The following is a 19,123-nucleotide window of genomic DNA, read 5'->3' on the forward strand; positions in this document are numbered from 1 at the left end:
CGCGCGATCGAAGCTTGGATGCGCGCGCCGGCCGATGGAATGCGCGGCGCAATGGAGCCCTCATGAGCGGTGAGCTTTCGGATTTGTCCTCTCGTCTCGTCGCCCTGGAGACGGCGCTCGCGCATCAGGACAAGACCGTCGCCGATCTGAACGACGTCATCGCCTCGCAATGGCGACGGATCGACGCGCTGGAACGGCAGATCGCTCGCCTGCGCGAGGAGTTCCAGACGCTCGGCCACCGCGACGCGCCGGAGCGACCGCCGCCGCATTATTGAGATGCGGGCGCGGTTCTATCTACTTGAATTATTAGGCTATTGGTGCCCCTGGCCGGAGTCGAACCAGCACTCCTTGCGGAACTCGATTTTGAGTCGAGCGCGTCTACCAATTCCGCCACAGGGGCGCGGGCCGGCGGGGCCGGCGTCGCGGCGCGGATATTAGCCGGGCCGAAGCCTCCGTCAAGGCGAGCTTGCGCGTTTCGCACGGCCGATGCGCGGCCAGCCTCGCCTCCGGCGCCGCGAGATGGTAAGCGAGGGGCGCTTCGCCCTTAGAACCGGTTGGAAAATGATCAAAAAGCTCTACGACTGGACCATGTCGCTCGCCGGCAGCCGGCATGCGCCGTTCGCGCTCGGCGCCATAGCTTTTGCGGAAAGCTCCTTCTTCCCGGTTCCGCCGGATGTGATTCTCCTGCCTATGTCGCTGGCCGAGCCCAAGCGTTCCTGGTTCTATGCCGGCATCTGCACCGTGGCCTCTGTGGCCGGCGGCGCGCTCGGCTACGCCATAGGCGCGCTGTTCTACGACACGATCGGCCTGTGGCTCATCGATCTCTATGGCTACGCCGCCAAAATGGAGGCGCTGCGGGCGTTCTATGCCCATTGGGGCGCTCTCTTCATTCTGGTGAAAGGGCTGACGCCCATTCCCTTCAAGCTCGTCACCATCGTCTCCGGGCTGATGGATTATAATTTCGGCCTGTTTCTCGCGCTCTCGCTGGTGACGCGCGGCCTGCGCTTCTTCATCCTCGCCGCCGCCATCAATCATTTCGGCGATTTTCTGCGCGACAAGCTCGAGGCGCATTTCGGCCTGTTCATCGGCGGGATGGCGGCGATCGTTGTCGTCGGCTTCGTCGTGGCGGCGAAATTCCTGTGATCGCGGCGCTGCTCTCCACGCGACAACGCGCGGCGCTGGCCGTTCTCGTCGTCGCCGTCGCCACCATAGGCGGCGCCTGGATCATCGAGGCGATGGGCTTCGCCCCCTGTGAGCTGTGCCTGAAGCAGCGCATTCCCTATTACGCCGGCATTCCGCTCGCCGCCTTTGCGGCCATAGCGCTGCAGCGGGGCGGGGAGGGCGCCGCGCGCGTCGCTCTGGCGCTGCTCGGGCTTCTGTTCGCGGCGGGAACGGCGCTGGCGCTGTATCATTCCGGCGTCGAGCTGAAGCTCTTTCCCGGCCCCTCCGAATGCACGGGCGCTCTGCGCAAGGCCGGCTCCTTCGACGATTTCCGCTCCTCGCTCGACAAGATGAAAGTGGTGAGCTGCGATCGTCCGGCGCTGCGCATCTTCGCGCTCACGCTCAGCAATTGGAATGTGCTGATCTCCGCCGCTCTCGCCGCCATCGCCTTTCGCGCCGCGCGCGGCGGCCGCTGAAATTCTCCGAACGGCCTTGTCGCAGGGCCGGCTCGCGCCATCCTCTGCCCGATAGAGATGTGACCATTCCTCTCGGCGGCGACCAATCGGAGAATTCGATGCGAGTCTTCCAGCAATACGACATGCAGACGCAGGGCGTTCAGACCAGCCCGGACGGCTCGCCCAACACGCGGGCGCTCGGCCGGCATCTCATCCTATTGGAGAATCGTTTCAACGAATTGGCGAATGACGTCAATCTGATGCAGGACAAGCTGACGAAAATCCTCATCACGCTCGACAAGCTCGCCAATAAGGGCGCGCCGGCCAATGGCGCCGTCACCAGCGCGGAGGCGCTGCGCCGGCTGCTGGGCTGACTGTTCCGGCCTGGCTCACTCCACCGCGAGCCGCGCCCTTGCGCGCAGCTTCTCGGTCTCGCTCTTCAGTTGTCCGCAGGCCGCGAGAATGTCGCGGCCGCGCGGCGTGCGCACCGGGCTCGCATAGCCGGCGTTGAAGACGATGTCGGAGAAGCGCTCGATCGTCTCCCAATCGGAGCACTCATAGGGCGCGCCCGGCCAGGGGTTGAAGGGGATCAGATTGATCTTGGCCGGAATGCCCTTCAGCAGCCGCACCAATTCGCGCGCTTCCGCCGGGCTGTCGTTGACGCCCTTCAGCATCACATATTCGAAAGTGATGCGCCGCGCATTGGAGGCGCCTGGATAGTCGCGACAGGCGTCGAGCAATTCGCGGATCGGATATTTCTTGTTGAGCGGCACCAGCTCATTGCGCAGCGGATCGCGCACGGCGTGCAGCGAGATCGCGAGCATAGGCCCGCATTCGGCGCCGAGCTTCTCGATCTGCGGCACGACGCCGGATGTCGAGACGGTGATGCGCCGCTTCGACAGCGACAGCCCGTCGCCATCGGACATGATCTCGATCGCATCCTCGACCTGCTCGAGATTATAGAGCGGCTCGCCCATGCCCATGAAGACGATGTTGGAGACGGCGCGCACGTCCGGCCCCGATGGCACGAGCCCATCTGTGGGCGGCTCGAGGCCGGGGAAATCGCCGAGCCGCGTGCGCGCGACGAGAAGCTGCGCGACGATCTCGCGCGTCGTCAGATTGCGCACCAGCTTTTGCGTGCCGGTGTGGCAAAAGCTGCAATTGAGCGTGCAGCCCACTTGGCTGGAGACGCATAAGGTGCCGCGGTCGCTCTCGGGAATATAGACGCATTCGATCTCCGCGCCCTTGTCGTTGGCGTCGACAGGGTCGAGCCGCAGCAGCCATTTGCGCGTGCCGTCGGTGGAGACCTGCTCGGCGGCGATCTCCGGCAGTGCAAGCGTGAAGCGCTCGGCGAGCTTTGCGCGCACGACTTTCGAGATGTTGAGCATCTCGGAAAACTCGCGCGCGCCGCGGAAATAGATCCAATGCCACAGCTGCGAGACCCGCATTTTGATCTCGCGCTCCGGAATCTCTATGGCGCGCAGCGCATCGGCCAGCTCGGCGCGCGTGGCGCCAGCGAGCGACGGCATTGGATCGGAAGCGGAAGCGGCGGTCATCTAAGTCCTCTTTCTCACGAGGAAAGCAGTATAACATGCGCCGCGGCGGGTTCCACGGCCGGCGAGGAGGCATTGGGACGCGAATGACGGATGGGCAGAAAATCGTCATAGCGACCTTCGGCTCGCTCGGCGACCTCAATCCTTATGTGGCGCTCGCTCATGCCTTGAAACGCCTCGGCTTTCGCCCGGTGATCGTCGCCAGCGCCTTTTATCGGGAGTGGATCGAGAGCGAGGGGCTCGGCTTCGCCGCCATGCGGCCGGATATCGACGCGCTCGCCGCGCGGCTCGGCATGGATATCGGCGGGCTCGCCGATCGCGTCGCGCGCGAGGACGGCTTCATGTTCCGCGAGCTGATCTTTCCTTATCTGCGCGAGAGCTATGAGGATGTCGCCGCGGCCAGCGAGGGCGCGGCGGCGATCGTCGCGCATAGCATATGTTTCTCAGCCAAGCTCGCGGCGGAGCGGCTCGGCGTTCCGCTCTTCGACGGCGTGGTGTCGCCGCTCTTTCTGCTCTCCGCCTATGATCCGCCGCTCGGCCCGCGCTCGCGCTTTCTGGCGCAGCCGCGCTCGGGTCTCGCGCTCGCCTATAATAAGGCGCTCGGCTTTGCGCTGACGCATTTTCTGGCCTTTCAGGGGCGGCCGATCGCGCGGCTGCGGCGCGCGCTCGGCCTGCCGCATCGGCGCGGGCGCGCGCTCTTGACCGGAGGTCCCTATGCGCGGGGGACGCTCGGCCTGCTCAGCCCGCTGCTGGCGCCGTCGCAGCCCGATCATCCGGCCGATCTCTTTGTCGCCGGCCATACTTTCCACGATCGCTTCGCCGATACGGCCGAGGCCTTGCCGGCGGGGCTGGCGGAATTTCTCGCCGCGGGCGAGCCGCCGATCGTCGTGACGCTGGGCAGTTTCGTCGTCCACGCCCGCTCGGACTTCTACCGCGCCGCCGGCCGCGCGGCGTTGAGCCTCGGGCGCCGCGCGGTGCTGCTGGTCGCCGATGAGGAGCGCGAGGCGCTGGCCGAGGGATTGCCGCCGCAGCTTTTCGTCGCCGGCCATGTCCGCCATTCGCTGATCTTCCCGCGCGCCGCCGCCATCGTTCATCACGGCGGCTCGGGAACTTGCGGGCAGGCGCTGCGCGCCGGGAGGCCGCAGCTCGTCGTCCCCGTCTTCGGCGATCAGCACGACAATGCCGCGCGCGTGGCGCGTCTCGGCGTCGGGCGGCTGCTGTCCTATGAGCGCTGCTCCGCCGAGCGCCTGACGAAGGAGCTGGGCGCGCTGCTCGCCGACGCGCGTCATGCGCAGAAGGCCCGCGAGGCGGCCGATCGCATCGGCCGAGAGGACGGCGCGGCGGCCGCCGCGGCGAAGATCGCCGAGTTGATCGGATGCGCTGCAATTGCGGTCGAGGCTTAAGGATGACAAAGCCGATTCTTGTCGCGATAGCGATGATTTTGCTCGAATTATCTGCGGTTCGGGCCGGGGAGGGGCGTCTTTCTCTGGCCAAGGGCGAGACGCGGACGATCGAATTCGTCGAGAATCCGTCCACCGGCTATGTCTGGCGCTTCGATCGCGAGGCGAGCGAAAATCCGGCGATCGTGCGGGTCGGCGACGGCGGCTTCACGCCCGCGGGCGACGCGCCGGATCGGGCGCTGGTGGGCGCGCCGGGTCGGCGTTTCTTCCGCATAGAGGCCGTCACCGCGGGGAGGGCGCGCCTTGTTTTCGTCGAGGAGCGGCCCTGGGAGAAGCGCGCCGTTCAGCGGCGGACGATCGAAATTCAGGCGCGCTAGCCGTCCTTCGGCTTCAGCGCATCGGCGAGCCGCATTTGCGCGGAGCCCGGCTGCAGCGGCTTCTGCTGGCTCTCATGCGGCGCCCAGCCGGAGAGCCAGACCAGCTCCATCGTCGCCCGCACGCGGCCGTCGGCGTCTGAAAAGCGTGTCGCGTAGATTTCCGCCGCGCGCAGCAGAATGGCGCGCCGCAGCGGCTTGCGGGAGCGCTCCGTCAGCACATTGGCCGCGCCCATGGCCCGCAGCTCGGCGCAGAGCGCGAACATGGAATCATAGCGCAGCGTGAAGGAATCGACGTCCGTCACCGGCAGAGCGAAGCCCGCCCGCTGCAACAGCCCGCCGAGATCGCGCAGATCGACGAAAGGCGAGACGCGCGGGCTGGCGCCGCCGGAAATCTCGTCCTCCGCCTGGGCGAGCGCGGCGCGCAGCTCTATGAGGCTCGCGCCGCCCGGAAAGCAGGCCAGAAACAGCCCATCCGGCGCCAGCATGCGCCGCGCCTGGGCGAGCGCGCCGGGCAGATCGTCCACCCATTGCAGCGCAAAGCCGGAGACGATGAGATCGAAAGCCTCCGCCGCGAAGGGCAGCGCCTCCTCCTCGGCGACGAGATGGACGCCGGGCTCGTAGAAACGCCCGGCCCGCAGCGGCGCGGGTCGCCCGCCGGCGACGACGGTCTGCGCGAAATGCGCTGCCGGGGTGCAGAGATCGAGCGAGCGCGGGAAGGGGCGCTTTATGCCCGCCAGCCGGTCGGCGAGATCATCGGCGGCGCGCGCCAATAGAAAATCCGGCGCGCCGCGCGCCGCGGCCCGCGCCAGCCGGCGACGCAGCAGAGCGCGATCGAAGATCGCCGGCGCGGACTGTCCTCTCTCCATGCCCCGTCATGCCCCGAACGCGCGCCTCGCGCAACCGCCGCCCGGCGCGCCGGAAATGGGGCGGCGGAAATTAGGCGGGGATTTCTCGGCATTTGTCGCGCTTTAGCGAGACAGGTAAGGAAATCTTAGTGTTAAACCGTAACCGCAACTATGGGATGGCTGGCGCGGAATGTGGCCGAAGCTAGAATGCGCGACATGTTCGAATGCGACGCCGGCCATTCGGAGAAGGTGAGCCATGTGCATTTCGTTTCGTCAGCGTATTTCGAGTTTCACGGCCGCGGCGGCGCTCGCGGGCGGCCTCGCTCTGCCGGGGGCGGCGAGCGCGGCGCATAATGTCGTCTCCTACAGCGCCCCGGTTCAGGCGGGCACTGTGGTCATCAGCGCCCGCCAGCGCAGCCTGTTCCTGGTCAATGGGGACGGCACCGCCATTCGCTATCCGGTCGCCGTGCCCAAGGCCGGCAAGGAATGGTCCGGCTACGCCCATATCGACGGGAAATATGTGAATCCCGATTGGGTCCCGCCGGCGGTGGTCAAGCATGACCATCCGGAGCTGCCCAATTTCATCCATGGCGGCTCGCCGCATAATCCGATGGGCGTCCGCGCCCTGACGCTCGACCGCAATCAGGTGGCGATCCACGGCACCACCAATAAGATGCGCGCCTCGGTCGGCACGGCCGCCTCCTATGGCTGCATTCGCATGCTGAACGAGGATGTTGTGGACCTCTATGAGCGCGTCGGCGTGGGCACGCCGGTGGTCATGACGCCCTGATCACGCTTTTCGATCGATCAGAACTCATGCCCCCAATAGAGAATAGAGTGCGTCGTCCGATCGGATCGGAGGGATGACGCGCTCGAAAGACGAAAGCGGAACAGCTCCAAGGCCGTCGCGCAGCTTCGCGCAAGCCGAGCGGCGGAGACTTGTCCCATGGTTTTTCGCTCCGCGAATGCTTCAGCTTGTGGACGTCGGCCCGCCGCCTGTAGACCGGCCGGAACGAATCCACCACTGTGCGACAAATCGACGAACGCACTTGAGGTTCGCGCCCACGAAGAGTTGAGTCGGCGGCATTTCAATCGTTTCGAGTATAGTGAACGAGCAGGACGATTCGTTTCGTCGGCGGTTCCCGAACAACGGGAACGCGAGGCTCGCAGTCAGCGTATGCGTCTCTGAAGAGAGAAGCGTCCGTCGCCCTCGTCTGGCCGACCCTCACATTAGGTTTCGCTCATGCTGATCGCACCTGACAAAGACTTCGACCGTCCCCTGCATCCCGTCGACATCGTCGAGCAATTGGCGGCCACCAATGACTGGAGCTTCGATCGTGACGCCGAAGACGAGATTTCCATCTCGGTCGCCGGCGGCTGGACGGACTATCATGTGGCCTTCACCTGGCTGGCGGAGCTCGAGACGCTCCATGTGAGCTGCGCCTTCGATCTGCGGGTGCCCGAGCGCCGCCGCACCGAGGCGCAGGCGCTGATCCGCACCATCAACGAGCAGCTCTGGGTCGGCCATTTCGATCTTTGGCCGACCGAGGGGGTGGTCATGCATCGCCAGGGCCTGCTGCTGACCGGCGGCGCCCAGCCCTCCGGCCCGCAATGCGCCGCTCTGCTGGACCATGCGCTGGAGACCTGCGAGCGTTATTATCAGGCGTTCCAATTCGTGCTCTGGGCCGGCAAGGGCGCTAAGGAAGCGCTCGAGACCGCGACCTTCGAGACCAAGGGAGAAGCGTGATCCAAATGGCCGAAGCGGCCGAGCTGCCCCGCTCGATCACTCTGGTCGGGGCCGGAAAAATGGGTTTCGCCCTGCTGCAGGGCTGGGCGGCTCGCGGGCTTTCTGGCGCGGGTGTGACCATTGTCGAGCCGCAGCCTTCGCCGGCGCTCGTCTCGCTCGCGCAGGAGCGCGGCTTTCGCCTCAACCCCGAAAATCGCGAGGCCCCGCGCGCGCTTCTGCTCGCCGTGAAGCCGCAGGCGCTGGATCAAGTCGCGCCGACGATCGCGGTAGAAGCCGGCGCCGATACGCTCATCGTCTCCATTCTCGCCGGCAAGCGCGTCGCCGATCTTTCCGCGCGGCTGCCGCAGGCGCGGCTTTTCGTACGCGCAATGCCCAACACGCCGGCCGCCATCGGCCGCGGAATCACCGGCGCCTTCGCCGCGCCCGCCGTCGATGCGGAGAATCACGCGCTGGCGGAGACTCTGCTCGCCGCCGTCGGCGAGGTGGTGTGGGTCGAGAGCGAGCCGCTGGTCGACGCCGTGACTTCCGTATCCGGCTCCGGTCCGGCCTATGTCTTCTATTTCGTCGAATGCCTGACCAGGGCGGGCGTCGAGGCCGGCCTGCCGGAGGAGACTGCGGCGCGGCTGGCCCGCGCAACCGTTTCCGGCGCCGGCGAGTTATTGCGTCAGAGCGCCGATACGACGCCGGCGACGCTTCGTCAGAACGTCACCTCGCCCGGCGGCACGACCGCGGCGGCGCTCGATGTCCTGATGGCGGGCGACGGCCTCGCGCCGCTGCTGGAGCGCGCGGTCGCCGCGGCGAAGCGCCGGGCGGGGGAATTGTCCGGCTGAGCGGCGCAAAGTGCTTCCGATCCGGCAAAAACGCCCTAAATTAGCTTGCCTAAATTGACTTGGAAGCGGCTGGCTTCGAGCGATGTGAGGAGGCGGCGATGGCGACGAGCGGCAAGACCAACGAAACAGGCAATGGAAGCGGCTCGGTCCGCGACCGTATCGTCGAATCCTTGATGCGGCTGGCGGCGCGCCGCGCCTTCGAGGATATCGCGATTTCCGACATCGCCCAGGACGCGGATGTCTCGCTCGCGGATTTCCGCGACTGCTTTCCGTCCAAGGGTGCAGTGCTGGCGGCTTTCTCGCGCAAGATCGACCGGCAGGTGCTGGAGGATTTTGCCGGCCGCTACGCCTCGGAGCCCGCCAAGGAGCGGCTCTATGAGGTGCTGCTGCGCCGTCTCGAGGCGCTCGAGCCCTATCGCAATGCGCTGGAATCGATCTCGCAATGGGCTTCGACCGATCCGCTGGCGGCGGCCGCGCTCAACCGCGAGACGGTCAATTCCATGCGTTTCATGCTGGAGGCCGCCGACATAGACAGCGAAGGCGCGCTCGGCGCGTTGAAGCTGCAGGGCCTCTCCATCGCCTGGTGGCGCGTGCTCGGAACATGGTTCGACGATCGCGACGTCGATCTGTGTCGCACCAAGGCCGCGCTCGACCGTGAGCTCTCACGTAGCGAGGCGGTGATCGAGCGGATCGAGGATGTGAGCCGCTTGACCTCGCCGCTGCGTGGTCTGGCGCGGGCGGTGTTCCGCGGAATGACCGGCCGCCGTCGCCACCGCCATCATGCGCGCGACCGCGACGATGAGTTCGAGGAAGATTATGAGGAGGCGCGTCGGCGTCATCACCACGCCGAAGATCATCCTCACGCCGATGGACATCACCACGGCGAAGGCCATCGCCGGCATCCGGACGACGCCACCGCTTGACGGCGGCGTCGTCCCGCTTTCATCAAAAGCCGATGCGCACGGCCGTCGTCACCGAATGGGCGACGGCCCCGTTGCGAGTCGCGACATCGGCGTCATAGCCGATGCGCCAGCCGATATTCGGCGCGAGATCGCCCTGCGCGCCGACGCCGACCGTGACGGAATTGCGATCATAGGTCGGAATGAGGATCGTCTGCGTCGCCATTTGGCTGAGCACGCCGGCGAGACTGACGTTCACACGCCTGGGATCGCGGTCGAGCATCTCATTATAGGCGACCCGCACCCAAGGATTGACGCCGAGGAAAGAGGCCGAGACCTCGCCGCCAAAGCGCAGCGTCGTCGCATAGGTCGAGTGCTCCGGATAGACGACATTGCCGCCGGCCGCCCCGCTCTCCGTATAGCCGCGAATGGTCGCATGGGTCTGCGTCACGCCGAAGAAGGGCGTGAATTGGAAGGCGTCGAGCTTCAGCTTGGCGCCGATCTCGCCGCCGAACGCGTAAGAATCGACGCTGGTGCGGCCGACGCCGGTGAGCCCATAGGCGCCGAGGCGGCGAATGTCGGAGAAGCCGACGTCCGGCGAGAAGGTCGCCGTTCCGTGCAGATAGAAGAGATCGCCGAAATAGCCGGCGTAGAGGCTCGGCGAGACGGTCGGCGAAATGTCGAAATAGCCGAGCGCGCCGCCGCCATATTGGCCTGCGCGCACCGTCGCCGCGACGCCCACGCGAATCTCCTTCCAGCCATAATCGACGCCGAAGGAGCCGCCATAGAGCGTGCGGTCGCCGTCGAGCCCGGGCCGCGACGCAGTGGGGCCGAAATCGACATTGCCGCCGAGCCAGGTCGAGAGGCCCTGCGCCGCGAAGACGCCGCTCTGCGCGCGTCGAATCGATTGCAGCTGCGCGATGACCGGCGCGGCGGCGCTCGAGGCGAGGCCGAGAGCGCCGGCGTCGATGCGTCCGAGCACCTGGGGCGTCGTATCGCGCATGGATTTGAGGAACAGCGGATCGACGGCGGTCGGCAGGGTGAGCTTATAGACGAGGACCATATTGTCGTTGTTCTGGCCGGAGTTATAGCTCTGGCCCTGCATCACGCCATTGGTCGTGGTGAAATCATTGTCGTTGGAGACGAAGAGGTAGAAGTCGTTCGGCCGGCCCTCGACGAGCGTCGGGACGAGCGCCATGCCCTCCCATTTCTCCGCCAGAGTGAGCTGCGACTGCGCCGACTGGCCGGGCGCGCCATTGTTCAGATTGAGGCCGAAGCGGGCGAGCTGCGTCGTGTTGAGCATGTTCACGAGCTCGACCGACTGCGCCGGCGTGATCGCCGGATTCAGCACGCCATTGGGCGCGACCTGGCCGCCCGCCGTCGTATCGGCGGCCGTGCCGGCGATATTGGTCGCATTGCCGATGTCGACGAGATAGATGGATTTGACCATGATCGGATTGCCGCCCGCCGGACCCTGGCCGGTTCCGTCGCGCGCCAGCACGAGGAACTGCTTGTCGTTGAGCGCCACCATCTCGCTCTGCGCCGCGGTGCGATTGGCGCTGCCGCCATCGCCGTTCAGCCTGTAGGTCGGCAGCTGCAGCACATAGGTCTCGATCGGCGCCGCCGGCGTCGGATTGAGCGAAATATCATAGACCAGGATGCGCGTATTGTTGCGCGTCTGCTGTCCAGAGGCCTGATCCTGCATCGTCGCGCTCTGCAGGATCGCGAACAGCCGGTTGCCGTCCGGGCTGACCGAGACCGCCTCGAGCCCCTGATTGTTGCGGCGTCCAGTCGTCGGCGCGACTGTCGAATTGAAGTCGATCGCGCCATTGGTCCGCGGCAGCAGCGCCGAGGGAATTCCGACCGAGCCGACGAGATTGCCATTGGCGTCGAAATAAAAGATCGACGGGCCGTATTCGTCGCTGACGTAGAAGCTGCGGTCGGTCTTGAAGGCCAGCCCCTCGGCGTCGAGCGATAGCTTGCCGGCGCCGATCGAGCCAGCGGAAGGGCTCGGCGTGAGGCGGCCGAAGAGATTGACGGCTCCCGACCCAGAATCGGCGCCGGTGAATGTCTTGCCCTGATTGTCGCGCAGCAGGACGCCGCCGTCGGGCGTCATCTGCACCTGATTCTGCGAGCTGGTGGAGGCGGGGAGATTCGCGCCCGAATAGGGCGAGAAGGCGATGTTGAAGCGCAGCAGCCGTCCCGCATAATCGGAGAAGACGCCATTGGCGGGATCGTTGAGGCCGCGGTCGGGCAGGGCGAGCATGGTCGCGACGAAAGTCGAGCCGCTGCGCCGCCAGGAATAAGGGTCGATGGCGAGGCTCGAGAAGGAGCCGAGCGTGTCGCCGAGGAAGTCGATCGTCCCCGCCGGAAGACGTCCGGTTCCGACGAGACCTTGATTGGTGAAGGTCACGCCACCCAGGCCGACGGAGGCGGCGCCGTCATTGGCGACGATATTGGGCGTACGATAGGTCTGCGCCATTGCGGCGCCGTGAAGCGCGAGCGTCGAGATGGACGCGAGCAACCAGTAACGAAAAGGCATTTTATCCCCCGGCTTTAGCTTGGCCGGAGGTCTATGGCCGCCTGTTAACGATTCGGTGACAGTCTGGCCACGATCGTTAACAGAGCGGAAACATTTTCACGCTGTGGCCTTTGCGCCACGATGCGCGAGCGTCACAAGGACACGTAGACGAATTTGAGGCCCTTGAGTGTCGGGTAGTTCTCGCGCAGCGCCTTGGCGACCTTGCCGACGAGATCCTTGTCGCCGGCGGCCGAAGGGCCGACGAAATCCGTTCCCTGCATCCATGTCTCGAGGAAGCAGTGGAGCGTGTTGTCATAGGCGTCGTCGGTCGGATGCGCCGTCTTGTCGACGAGCGAGGCGATTCCGTCGGTGCTGACCTCGAGCCGCCAGTCGCGGTCGTCGACGACCGAGCCGATGAGCTTCGCAATGTCGGCGTCGGTCCAATCGCCCTTCAAATCAACGGCCATTTTTTTCGCTCCTTGGTGCGCGCGGCTTCGGCGGCGCGGGACAAAATGGACGAAGGGCCGGGAACGCCTGTCGGATATCCGACAGGCGCGCGTCGCGGCCCTTACCGCTCGCTCACTTCTTGGTGAGCTTGGCCACCGCCATATCGATCGCCGTCGTCGCCTCGCCGACGGTCAGCCAGGCGTCCGCGCGGTCCTCGCTCTTGAACGACTTGCCGAGATTATACGGCTCCTCACCCGGCACGTGCAGGAAACAGGCCCATTTTCCGTCGGCCTGCTCCTCGACCGTCACTTTGTAGTCCGCCACGCGGTCCTCCTCCTGTTGCTTTGTGTTGGGTCTCACGGTGCGCCGGTCCGTCTCCGGCGCGGCGACGATGAAGCAGATTGGGCGCCATATGCCGAGACATGCGGCGGCACGCTTATTGAACCTCCCTTTTTGGCCGGCGGGGGCGCCGGCGCACGGAGGACGCACCCCATGACCGACATTGTGGAAGGGCCGGCGCTGGCCGCTCTCTCCTGCGGCAAGCCCGCTTTTCTCGTCGTGATGCTGCATGGGGAGGGCGCCGACGGCCAAACCATGGTCGATCATGCGCTCAATTGGGCGCCGACCATGCCAAAGGCCGAGTTTCTCTCCGCCGAGGCGCCCGCCGGCGCCGATGGCGTGAAGCGCTGGTTCGACGCCGCTGATCCAGAGGGGCTCGCTAAAGGGCTGGCGGCGCTCGAGCGCTTTCTCGAGGCGGCGCTGGCCAAGCGCCGGCTGCCCGCCTCGCATCTGGCGCTGGTCGGCTTCTCGCAAGGAGCGACCCTCTCGCTGCTCGCCGGCGTCGCGCGGCCGGGGCCGGCGGCGGCGGTGGTCGCCTTTGCCGGCGGTCCCTATGGCGCGGCGCCGTCCATCGGCCCTGATGGCGCGCCGCCCGTGCTGCTGATCCATGGCGACGCCGACGCCATCGCGCCGCTCGCCGCCGTGCGCGAGACTAAGGCCGCTCTCACAGGGCAGGGCGCCAAGGTCCTGTCGATGACGCGCAAGGGTCTCGAGCATGCGATGGACGATGACGGGGTGATCGCCGCGGGCGATTTCCTCACCGAGCATGTCGTGCACAAGAAGAGCGCGGCGCATGAGGACGATCACGATCATGACCACGACGATCACGATCACGCGCATTGAGGCTCGGCACGGCTCTTGCGGGACGAGGTCAGGCACATTGCGAAAGGAGATCAGAACATGGCCCTGACCGCCGAGGACATAAAAGAAGGCAAATGCTATGCGACCCGCGGACCGGAGCGATACAAGGTGATCGCCATCAATCCGCGCGGGATCGTCACCTTCCTGACCTGGGAAGGCAATCAGAAGCCGAGCCCCCTGCGCGCCAATTGCGGCATGAAGGCCTTTCTGGAAGGCGTGACGAAGGAAATCCCCTGTCCGGCGGAGGGCTGACCGTCACACCGGCAAGGTGACGGTCGCGCGCAAGCCGCCGAGCGGCGAGCCATCGAGCGTCACCTCGCCGCCATGCGAGCGCATGATGTCGCGCGCAATGGCGAGGCCGAGGCCCGAATGGCTCTCGTCCTGATTGCGCGACTCGTCCAGCCGGTAGAAGGGCCGAAAGGCGTCTTCTCGCCGCTCGACCGGAATGCCCGGGCCGTCGTCGTCTATGTGGATGGTCAGCATATGGCCGTCATTGACGGCTGTGAGCGATATGTTTTTCGCATAGCGCTGGGCGTTGCCGACGAGATTGGCGAGGCAGCGGCGGAAGGCGGCCGGGCGCACGGCGACCTGCCTGCGGCCGGCGAAGGTCGTCTCGGCCCGAAGGCCGCGCCGCTCCGTGTCGGTTTTCAGCTCGTCCAGAATGGCGGAGACGTCGGTCTCCGCCGTCGCCTCGCCGCCGTCGCCGCGCGCGAAGGCGAGATAGGCCTCGACCATGCGCTCCATCTCGTCGACGTCTTTCTTCAGCTCATTGGTCTCCGCCGTCTCGCCGATGAGGGCGAGCGAGAGCTTGAAGCGCGTGATGATGGTGCGCAGATCATGCGACACGCCATTGAGCATGGTGGTGCGCTGCTCCATGGCGCGCTCGACGCGGCGCTTCATCTCCAAAAAGGCGGCGCCGGCCTGCCGCACCTCGCGCGCGCCGCGTGGGCTGAAGGCGACCTCGCGGCCCTTGCCGAACTCCTCCGCCGCGCGGGCGAGGCGCAGAATCGGACGGATCTGATTGCGCAGGAAGGAGGTGGCGATGGCGATGATGACCAGAGACGCGATCACCGTCCAGATAAAGAAGATTTCCGAGTTGGACGCATAGGCCTGGGTACGATGCGCGAGCAGGCGCATCACCGAATCGTCGAGCGCGACTCTGATTTCCACGATGTTGGAGCGCCCCACCGTGTCGATCCAGAAGGGGCGCTGCAGGCGCAGCGACAATTCCCGCGACAGCGTATGGTCGAGCAGCGAGAAGAAGGGCTTGGCGGCGGGCGGCGGCAGCGGCTCCTTGGGCAGGAAATGAACGTCTATGCTCAAATCCTCGCCGGCGATGCGCTGGATGATGTCGCGATGCTCATCCTTAGGAAAGGCTTCGTAGAAATCGATCAGCGCGGCGACGTCGCGCGCCACGGCGGCGGAAAGGCGCGACGTCACCGCCTGCCAATGCCGCTCCATGAAGAAATAGGCGACCGCCGATTGCAGCAGCACGATCGGTAGAATCACGATCAGCAGCGAGCGTGCGTAGAGGCCTTTGGGCATGCGCTCGTGCAGCCAGCCGGCGAAGCGCCGCCAGAGCTGGCGCGGGGCGTCGAGCGCGGCGGGGAGGGCTGATGTCATTGCGCTTTTCCGTATTCCTCGTCCGGTCCGATGACGGCGTCCGCCCACAGCCTGTATCCGCGGCCGCGGATCGTCTGCAAATGGCGCGGGCCTTGCGCGTCGCTCTCGAGCTTGCGGCGCAGCCGCGCCACCTCGACATCGACGCTGCGTTCGCCGGCGCTTTCGACTTTGCCATTGACGAGGCGCTGCGCCAACCTCTGCCGTGACACGATCTCGCCCGCATTCGTCGCCAGCACGCGCAGAATCTCCTCTTCGCGAGTCGTCAAATGGACGATTCGATCATGCTCGCGCAATCGGCCCTTTTCGAGATCGAAGCCAAAGGCGCCGAAACGCACGCTCGCGGCCGCCGGGGCAGGGCGGGCGGCGTGGCCGGCGCGGCGCAGAATGCTGGCGATGCGCAGCGACAGTTCGCGCGGCTCGAAGGGCTTGGCGAGATAATCATCGACGCCGGCCTCCAGCCCGGCCACGCGATCGGCCGTCTCGCCGCGCGCGGTCAGCATGAGAATGGGGGAGGAGCGCAGCGGCTCCGCCTCGCTACGCAATTTGCGCGCGAATTCCGGTCCGCTCTCGCCGGGCATCATCACATCGAGGACGATGAGGTCGAAGGTCATGTCCGCGAGCCGCGCGCGCGCCTGGGCGGCGTCGCCGGCGGCGCTGACCAGATAGCCCTGCGCGGCGAGATAGCGCGACAGCAGCGAGCGTATGCGCCTGTCGTCGTCGACCACGAGAATATGTGGGCCGGGCTCGGCCGCGGTCTGCGGCGCCGGCGCGCTCATGCGGCGTCGTCTTCGGTGAGCTGCCGCCGGCGCCGGCGCGGCGGCAGATGGGCGCGCACTTTCTCGCGGTCCGGCGCGCTGACCATGGCCAGCAGAAAATCGACGGTCGTCTCGCGCGCCTCCGGCGGCAGCTCGCCGAAGACGCGGCGGAAGCGCTCCGATTGCAGCGTCGCCAGCTCCTGGGCGAGACGCGCGCCCTTGGCTGTCGGGAAGAGGAGGCGCTGGCGACGGTCGGTCGCGCCCTCGCGCGCCTCGACGAATCCGGCGTCGAGCAATTGCTTGAGCACGCGGTTGAGGCTCTGCTTGGTGATTTTCAGAATATCGAGCAGGGCGGCGATGGCGAGGCCGGGGCGGCGATAGACGAAATGCAGCACGCGGTGATGGGCGCGGCCGAACTCATAATTCTCGAGCAGCCGGTCGGCGTCGCCGACGAAATCGCGATAGGCGAAGAAGAACAGCTCGATGAGATCGAACATGGGTTCGCTCTCGGGCGCAGGCTCGCGTCCGACGAGCGCCTGCGTCGAGGTCGGGCGCAATGGCTTGCGTTCAATGGATGCTTTCACGTCGGGAACCGCTATATGTCGGTGGAAGCGAAAAAGCCGTGAACCATGCCCTGGACAGGGCGCTCGGAAGCCCGCCCTCTGAATGGGAGGGTGAAACGCTCCCTCCGGCGCCGCTCGATCGTCCTGAACTTATACGTCAGCTATATTGACATATTTCTGACCGATGGCTAGTGGTTTGGAGAAGGCCGGCTCGAGACCGGCCGCCGCACGGGACGGCTCCCTTCTTTTTCGCCCTTGACCTCATCGGAGTGTCGGATGTCGGTTTTGCCTTTCGACCAGCGCGACGGCTACATCTGGTTCAATGGCGCGCTCATCCCCTGGCGCGACGCCAAGCTCCATGTTCTCTCGCACGGGCTGCACTACGGCTCCAGCGTGTTCGAGGGCGAGCGCGCCTATGGCGGCGCGATCTTCAAATCGACCGAGCATTCCGAGCGCTTCAAGCGTTCCGCGCAAATCCTCGACTTCGAGATTCCCTATAGCGTCGCCGAGCTCGACGCTGCCAAGGCCGCGGTGGTGAAGGCCAATGGCTTCGACAGCTGCTATGTGCGGCCGGTGGCCTGGCGCGGCAGCGAGATGATGGCCGTCGCCGCGCAGAATTCGACGATCAATGTCGCGATCGCCGTGTGGGACTGGCCGAGCATGTTCGACGTGGCCACCAAGATGAAGGGCATTCGCCTCGACGTCGCCGATTATCGCCGGCCCGATCCGCAGACTGCGCCCTCGCTGGCCAAGGCGGCCGGCCTCTATATGATCTGCACCATCTCCAAGCATCGCGCCGAGCGCCGCGGCTACGCTGACGCTCTGATGCTCGACTGGCAGGGCCGCGTCGCCGAATGCACCGGCGCCAATATCTTCTTCGTGAAGGACGGCGTGCTGCACACCCCCATCGCCGATTGCTTCCTCGACGGCATCACGCGCCGCACGGTCATCGATCTCGCCCGCCGCCGCGGGATTGAGGTGGTCGAGCGCCGCATCATGCCGGACGAGCTGCCGGAGTTCAGCGAGTGCTTCATCTGCGGCACGGGCGCCGAGGTCACGCCGGTCGCGGAGGCCGGTCCCTATCGCTTCACGCCGAGCGCGATCTCGCGCACGCTGATCGAAGACTACACGCGCGAAGTCGATCCGAAAGCGGCCGCCGCCTGAGCTTCGCCGCGTAAAAGCGCGCGCGGAGAGACATTCGCGAGCCGGCGGACGAGTCGGGAAAGCGATATCCGAGACGATTTGCTTCGTGTCCTACGCGTCTTCGTGGTAAAAAATCCCTCGAAGGCGCCATTGATACGACGGGCCGAGGGGTTGGCGAGGCATGGGAAAGGTCACGGGGTTTCTGGAAGTCGACCGGCAGGACCGCAAATATAAGCCGGCCGCCGACCGTATCCGCCATTATGACGAATTCGTCATCGCCCTCTCCGAGGAGGCGACCCGCAATCAGGCGGCGCGCTGCATGGATTGCGGCATTCCGTTCTGCCACAATGGCTGTCCGGTCAATAATCAGATCCCCGACTGGAACGACCTCGTCTATCACGGCGACTGGCGCCGCGCGCTGGCCAATCTCCACTCGACCAACAACTTCCCGGAATTCACCGGCCGCGTCTGCCCCGCGCCCTGCGAGGCCTCCTGCACGCTGAATCTCGTCGACCAGCCGGTCACGATCAAGACGATCGAATGCGCGATCGTCGACCGCGGCTTCGAGGCGGGCTGGATCGTGGCCGAGCCGCCGAAGACCAAGACTGGCAAGCGCATCGCCGTCGTCGGAGCCGGCCCGGCCGGGCTCGCCGCCGCGCAGCAGCTGGCGCGCGTCGGCCATGACGTGCATGTCTATGAGAAGTTCGCCAAGGCCGGCGGCCTGCTGCGCTACGGCATTCCCGACTTCAAGATGGAGAAGCATCTCATCGACCGCCGTGTGGCGCAGCTCGAGGCGGAAGGCGTGGCCTTCCACTATAATGTGCATGTCGGCGTCGATCTCGAGGCGGAGAAGCTCGTCGCCGAGCATGACGCCGTGATCCTCTCCGGCGGCTCCGAGCAGCCGCGCGATCTTTCCATTCCGGGGCGCGATCTGCGCGGCGTGCATTTCGCCATGGATTTCCTGCCGCAGCAGAACCGCCGCGTCTCAGGCGAGCCGCTCGTCACCAATGAGCCGATCCTCGCCTCCGGCAAGCATGTCGTCGTCATCGGCGGCGGCGACACGGGCTCGGACTGCATCGGCACATCGGTGCGCCAGGGCGCGCTTTCGGTGACGCAGCTCGAGATCATGCCGCGCCCGCCGGAGAAGGAAGCCAAGCTCGTCACCTGGCCGGACTGGCCGCTGAAGCTGCGCACCTCCTCTTCCCATGACGAGGGGTCGACCCGCGAATTCGCGGTGATGACGCGCGAGTTCATCGGCGCCGACGGAGCTGTCACCGGCCTGCGCTGCGAGCGCGTCGATGGCAAGCTGGCCGCCATTCCTGGCAGCGAGTTCACGCTGAAGGCCGATCTCGTGCTGCTGGCCATGGGCTTCGTCTCGCCGGTCCGCGAGGGCCTGCTGGAAAAGCTCGCGGTCACGCTGGACCCGCGCGGCAATGTGGCCGCCGACGTCAAATCCTATCGATCGTCACGCGAAAAAGTCTTCGCGTGCGGAGACATGCGGCGCGGGCAATCGCTTGTCGTATGGGCGATCCGCGAGGGCCGGCAGTGCGCCGCCTCGGTGGACGCCTTCCTGATGGGCGAAACAAATCTACCGAGGTGAGGAA

Annotated in this window: 22 protein-coding genes and 1 tRNA gene; 14 read left to right on the forward strand and 9 right to left on the reverse strand. The window is 66.1% G+C overall.

What is annotated here, in order from left to right; all coding sequences use genetic code 11:
* Positions 1 to 62: 62 nt before the first annotated feature.
* Positions 63 to 275, forward strand: coding sequence for a SlyX family protein (locus METLW3_RS0109660; RefSeq protein ID WP_024879720.1), 213 nt, complete (start codon positions 63 to 65; stop codon positions 273 to 275).
* Between the two features lie 40 nt (positions 276 to 315).
* Here the strand turns inward: METLW3_RS0109660 and METLW3_RS0109665 are convergent.
* A tRNA-Leu gene (locus METLW3_RS0109665) sits at positions 316 to 400 on the reverse strand.
* A gap of 161 nt (positions 401 to 561) precedes the next feature.
* Between METLW3_RS0109665 and METLW3_RS0109670 the strand changes: the two genes are divergently transcribed.
* The 3 genes from METLW3_RS0109670 to METLW3_RS0109680 are packed head-to-tail and all read left to right on the forward strand — an operon-like array spanning position 562 to position 1,990.
* On the forward strand, positions 562 to 1,143 hold the full coding sequence (locus METLW3_RS0109670) for a YqaA family protein (RefSeq protein ID WP_024879721.1): 582 nt from the start codon (positions 562 to 564) through the stop codon (positions 1,141 to 1,143).
* The gene (locus METLW3_RS0109675) at positions 1,140 to 1,637 is read left to right on the forward strand and encodes a disulfide bond formation protein B (protein WP_024879722.1); all 498 of its coding nucleotides are present in this window, start codon (positions 1,140 to 1,142) and stop codon (positions 1,635 to 1,637) included. The genes METLW3_RS0109670 and METLW3_RS0109675 overlap by 4 nt, the downstream gene beginning before the upstream one ends.
* A 59-nt stretch (positions 1,638 to 1,696) precedes the next feature.
* Positions 1,697 to 1,990 carry a hypothetical protein gene (locus METLW3_RS0109680; RefSeq protein ID WP_024879723.1) on the forward strand — a complete coding sequence of 98 codons (294 nt, stop codon included), beginning with the start codon at positions 1,697 to 1,699 and terminating at the stop codon, positions 1,988 to 1,990.
* A 15-nt stretch (positions 1,991 to 2,005) separates the two neighbouring features.
* On the opposite strand, the gene rlmN is transcribed toward METLW3_RS0109680, so the two are convergent.
* On the reverse strand, positions 2,006 to 3,172 hold the full coding sequence (rlmN, locus tag METLW3_RS0109685) for a 23S rRNA (adenine(2503)-C(2))-methyltransferase RlmN (RefSeq protein ID WP_024879724.1): 1,167 nt from the start codon (positions 3,170 to 3,172) through the stop codon (positions 2,006 to 2,008).
* Positions 3,173 to 3,255: 83 nt separating this feature from the next.
* Between rlmN and METLW3_RS0109690 the strand changes: the two genes are divergently transcribed.
* Both METLW3_RS0109690 and METLW3_RS25420 read left to right on the forward strand, forming a co-directional pair.
* Positions 3,256 to 4,572, forward strand: coding sequence for a glycosyltransferase (locus tag METLW3_RS0109690; protein WP_024879725.1), 1,317 nt, complete (start codon positions 3,256 to 3,258; stop codon positions 4,570 to 4,572).
* A 2-nt stretch (positions 4,573 to 4,574) separates the two neighbouring features.
* Positions 4,575 to 4,946, forward strand: coding sequence for a protease inhibitor I42 family protein (locus tag METLW3_RS25420; RefSeq protein ID WP_024879726.1), 372 nt, complete (start codon positions 4,575 to 4,577; stop codon positions 4,944 to 4,946).
* Here METLW3_RS25420 and METLW3_RS0109700 read toward each other — a convergent pair.
* Positions 4,943 to 5,812: a methyltransferase domain-containing protein gene (locus METLW3_RS0109700; protein ID WP_024879727.1), complete on the reverse strand. Its 870-nt coding sequence runs from the start codon at positions 5,810 to 5,812 to the stop codon at positions 4,943 to 4,945. The two genes, METLW3_RS25420 and METLW3_RS0109700, sit on opposite strands and share 4 nt — an antisense overlap.
* A 235-nt stretch (positions 5,813 to 6,047) precedes the next feature.
* Between METLW3_RS0109700 and METLW3_RS0109705 the strand changes: the two genes are divergently transcribed.
* From METLW3_RS0109705 to METLW3_RS0109720, 4 genes are all read left to right on the forward strand, one after another.
* Positions 6,048 to 6,581 (forward strand): L,D-transpeptidase, encoded by a 534-nt coding sequence (locus METLW3_RS0109705; protein ID WP_024879728.1) that lies wholly within the window; start codon positions 6,048 to 6,050, stop codon positions 6,579 to 6,581.
* Positions 6,582 to 7,034: 453 nt separating this feature from the next.
* Positions 7,035 to 7,538: a YbjN domain-containing protein gene (locus METLW3_RS0109710; protein WP_024879729.1), complete on the forward strand. Its 504-nt coding sequence runs from the start codon at positions 7,035 to 7,037 to the stop codon at positions 7,536 to 7,538.
* A 5-nt stretch (positions 7,539 to 7,543) separates the two neighbouring features.
* A complete protein-coding gene (proC, locus tag METLW3_RS0109715; RefSeq protein ID WP_024879730.1) occupies positions 7,544 to 8,368 on the forward strand; it encodes a pyrroline-5-carboxylate reductase in 825 nt (274 codons plus the stop codon).
* A 98-nt stretch (positions 8,369 to 8,466) separates the two neighbouring features.
* Positions 8,467 to 9,291 carry a TetR family transcriptional regulator gene (locus tag METLW3_RS0109720; RefSeq protein WP_024879731.1) on the forward strand — a complete coding sequence of 275 codons (825 nt, stop codon included), beginning with the start codon at positions 8,467 to 8,469 and terminating at the stop codon, positions 9,289 to 9,291.
* A gap of 22 nt (positions 9,292 to 9,313) precedes the next feature.
* Here the strand turns inward: METLW3_RS0109720 and METLW3_RS26825 are convergent, their stop codons facing one another.
* The 3 genes from METLW3_RS26825 to METLW3_RS0109735 all read right to left on the reverse strand — a co-directional run bounded on the left by METLW3_RS26825 (position 9,314) and on the right by METLW3_RS0109735 (position 12,559).
* Positions 9,314 to 11,809, reverse strand: a complete 2,496-nt coding sequence (locus METLW3_RS26825) for an esterase-like activity of phytase family protein (protein WP_198022762.1) — start codon at positions 11,807 to 11,809, stop codon at positions 9,314 to 9,316.
* A 131-nt stretch (positions 11,810 to 11,940) separates the two neighbouring features.
* Positions 11,941 to 12,255, reverse strand: a complete 315-nt coding sequence (locus METLW3_RS0109730; RefSeq protein ID WP_024879733.1) for a hypothetical protein — start codon at positions 12,253 to 12,255, stop codon at positions 11,941 to 11,943.
* A 112-nt stretch (positions 12,256 to 12,367) separates the two neighbouring features.
* The gene (locus tag METLW3_RS0109735) at positions 12,368 to 12,559 is read right to left on the reverse strand and encodes a hypothetical protein (RefSeq protein WP_024879734.1); all 192 of its coding nucleotides are present in this window, start codon (positions 12,557 to 12,559) and stop codon (positions 12,368 to 12,370) included.
* 168 nt (positions 12,560 to 12,727) lie between these two features.
* On the opposite strand from METLW3_RS0109735, the gene METLW3_RS0109740 reads away from it, so the two are divergent.
* Together METLW3_RS0109740 and METLW3_RS0109745 are read left to right on the forward strand one after the other, a co-directional pair.
* Positions 12,728 to 13,417, forward strand: coding sequence for a dienelactone hydrolase family protein (locus METLW3_RS0109740; protein ID WP_024879735.1), 690 nt, complete (start codon positions 12,728 to 12,730; stop codon positions 13,415 to 13,417).
* 57 nt (positions 13,418 to 13,474) lie between these two features.
* On the forward strand, positions 13,475 to 13,687 hold the full coding sequence (locus METLW3_RS0109745) for a hypothetical protein (protein ID WP_018265794.1): 213 nt from the start codon (positions 13,475 to 13,477) through the stop codon (positions 13,685 to 13,687).
* A 3-nt stretch (positions 13,688 to 13,690) separates the two neighbouring features.
* On the opposite strand, the gene METLW3_RS0109750 is transcribed toward METLW3_RS0109745, so the two are convergent.
* The 3 genes from METLW3_RS0109750 to METLW3_RS0109760 are packed head-to-tail and all read right to left on the reverse strand — an operon-like array spanning position 13,691 to position 16,397.
* The gene (locus METLW3_RS0109750; protein WP_024879736.1) at positions 13,691 to 15,058 is read right to left on the reverse strand and encodes an ATP-binding protein; all 1,368 of its coding nucleotides are present in this window, start codon (positions 15,056 to 15,058) and stop codon (positions 13,691 to 13,693) included.
* Positions 15,055 to 15,834, reverse strand: a complete 780-nt coding sequence (locus tag METLW3_RS0109755) for a response regulator (protein WP_024879737.1) — start codon at positions 15,832 to 15,834, stop codon at positions 15,055 to 15,057. Before METLW3_RS0109755 ends, METLW3_RS0109750 begins: the two co-directional genes overlap by 4 nt.
* Positions 15,831 to 16,397 (reverse strand): MarR family transcriptional regulator, encoded by a 567-nt coding sequence (locus METLW3_RS0109760; protein ID WP_024879738.1) that lies wholly within the window; start codon positions 16,395 to 16,397, stop codon positions 15,831 to 15,833. Before METLW3_RS0109760 ends, METLW3_RS0109755 begins: the two co-directional genes overlap by 4 nt.
* A 255-nt stretch (positions 16,398 to 16,652) precedes the next feature.
* Between METLW3_RS0109760 and METLW3_RS0109765 the strand changes: the two genes are divergently transcribed.
* Together METLW3_RS0109765 and METLW3_RS0109770 are read left to right on the forward strand one after the other, a co-directional pair.
* Positions 16,653 to 17,540, forward strand: coding sequence for a branched-chain amino acid aminotransferase (locus tag METLW3_RS0109765; protein ID WP_024879739.1), 888 nt, complete (start codon positions 16,653 to 16,655; stop codon positions 17,538 to 17,540).
* Positions 17,541 to 17,700: 160 nt separating this feature from the next.
* Positions 17,701 to 19,119 carry a glutamate synthase subunit beta gene (locus tag METLW3_RS0109770; protein WP_024879740.1) on the forward strand — a complete coding sequence of 473 codons (1,419 nt, stop codon included), beginning with the start codon at positions 17,701 to 17,703 and terminating at the stop codon, positions 19,117 to 19,119.
* Positions 19,120 to 19,123: the final 4 nt, after the last annotated feature.

Origin of the sequence: Methylosinus sp. LW3, from assembly GCF_000527115.1 — a bacterium.
Classification (GTDB): Bacteria; Pseudomonadota; Alphaproteobacteria; order Rhizobiales; family Beijerinckiaceae; genus Methylosinus.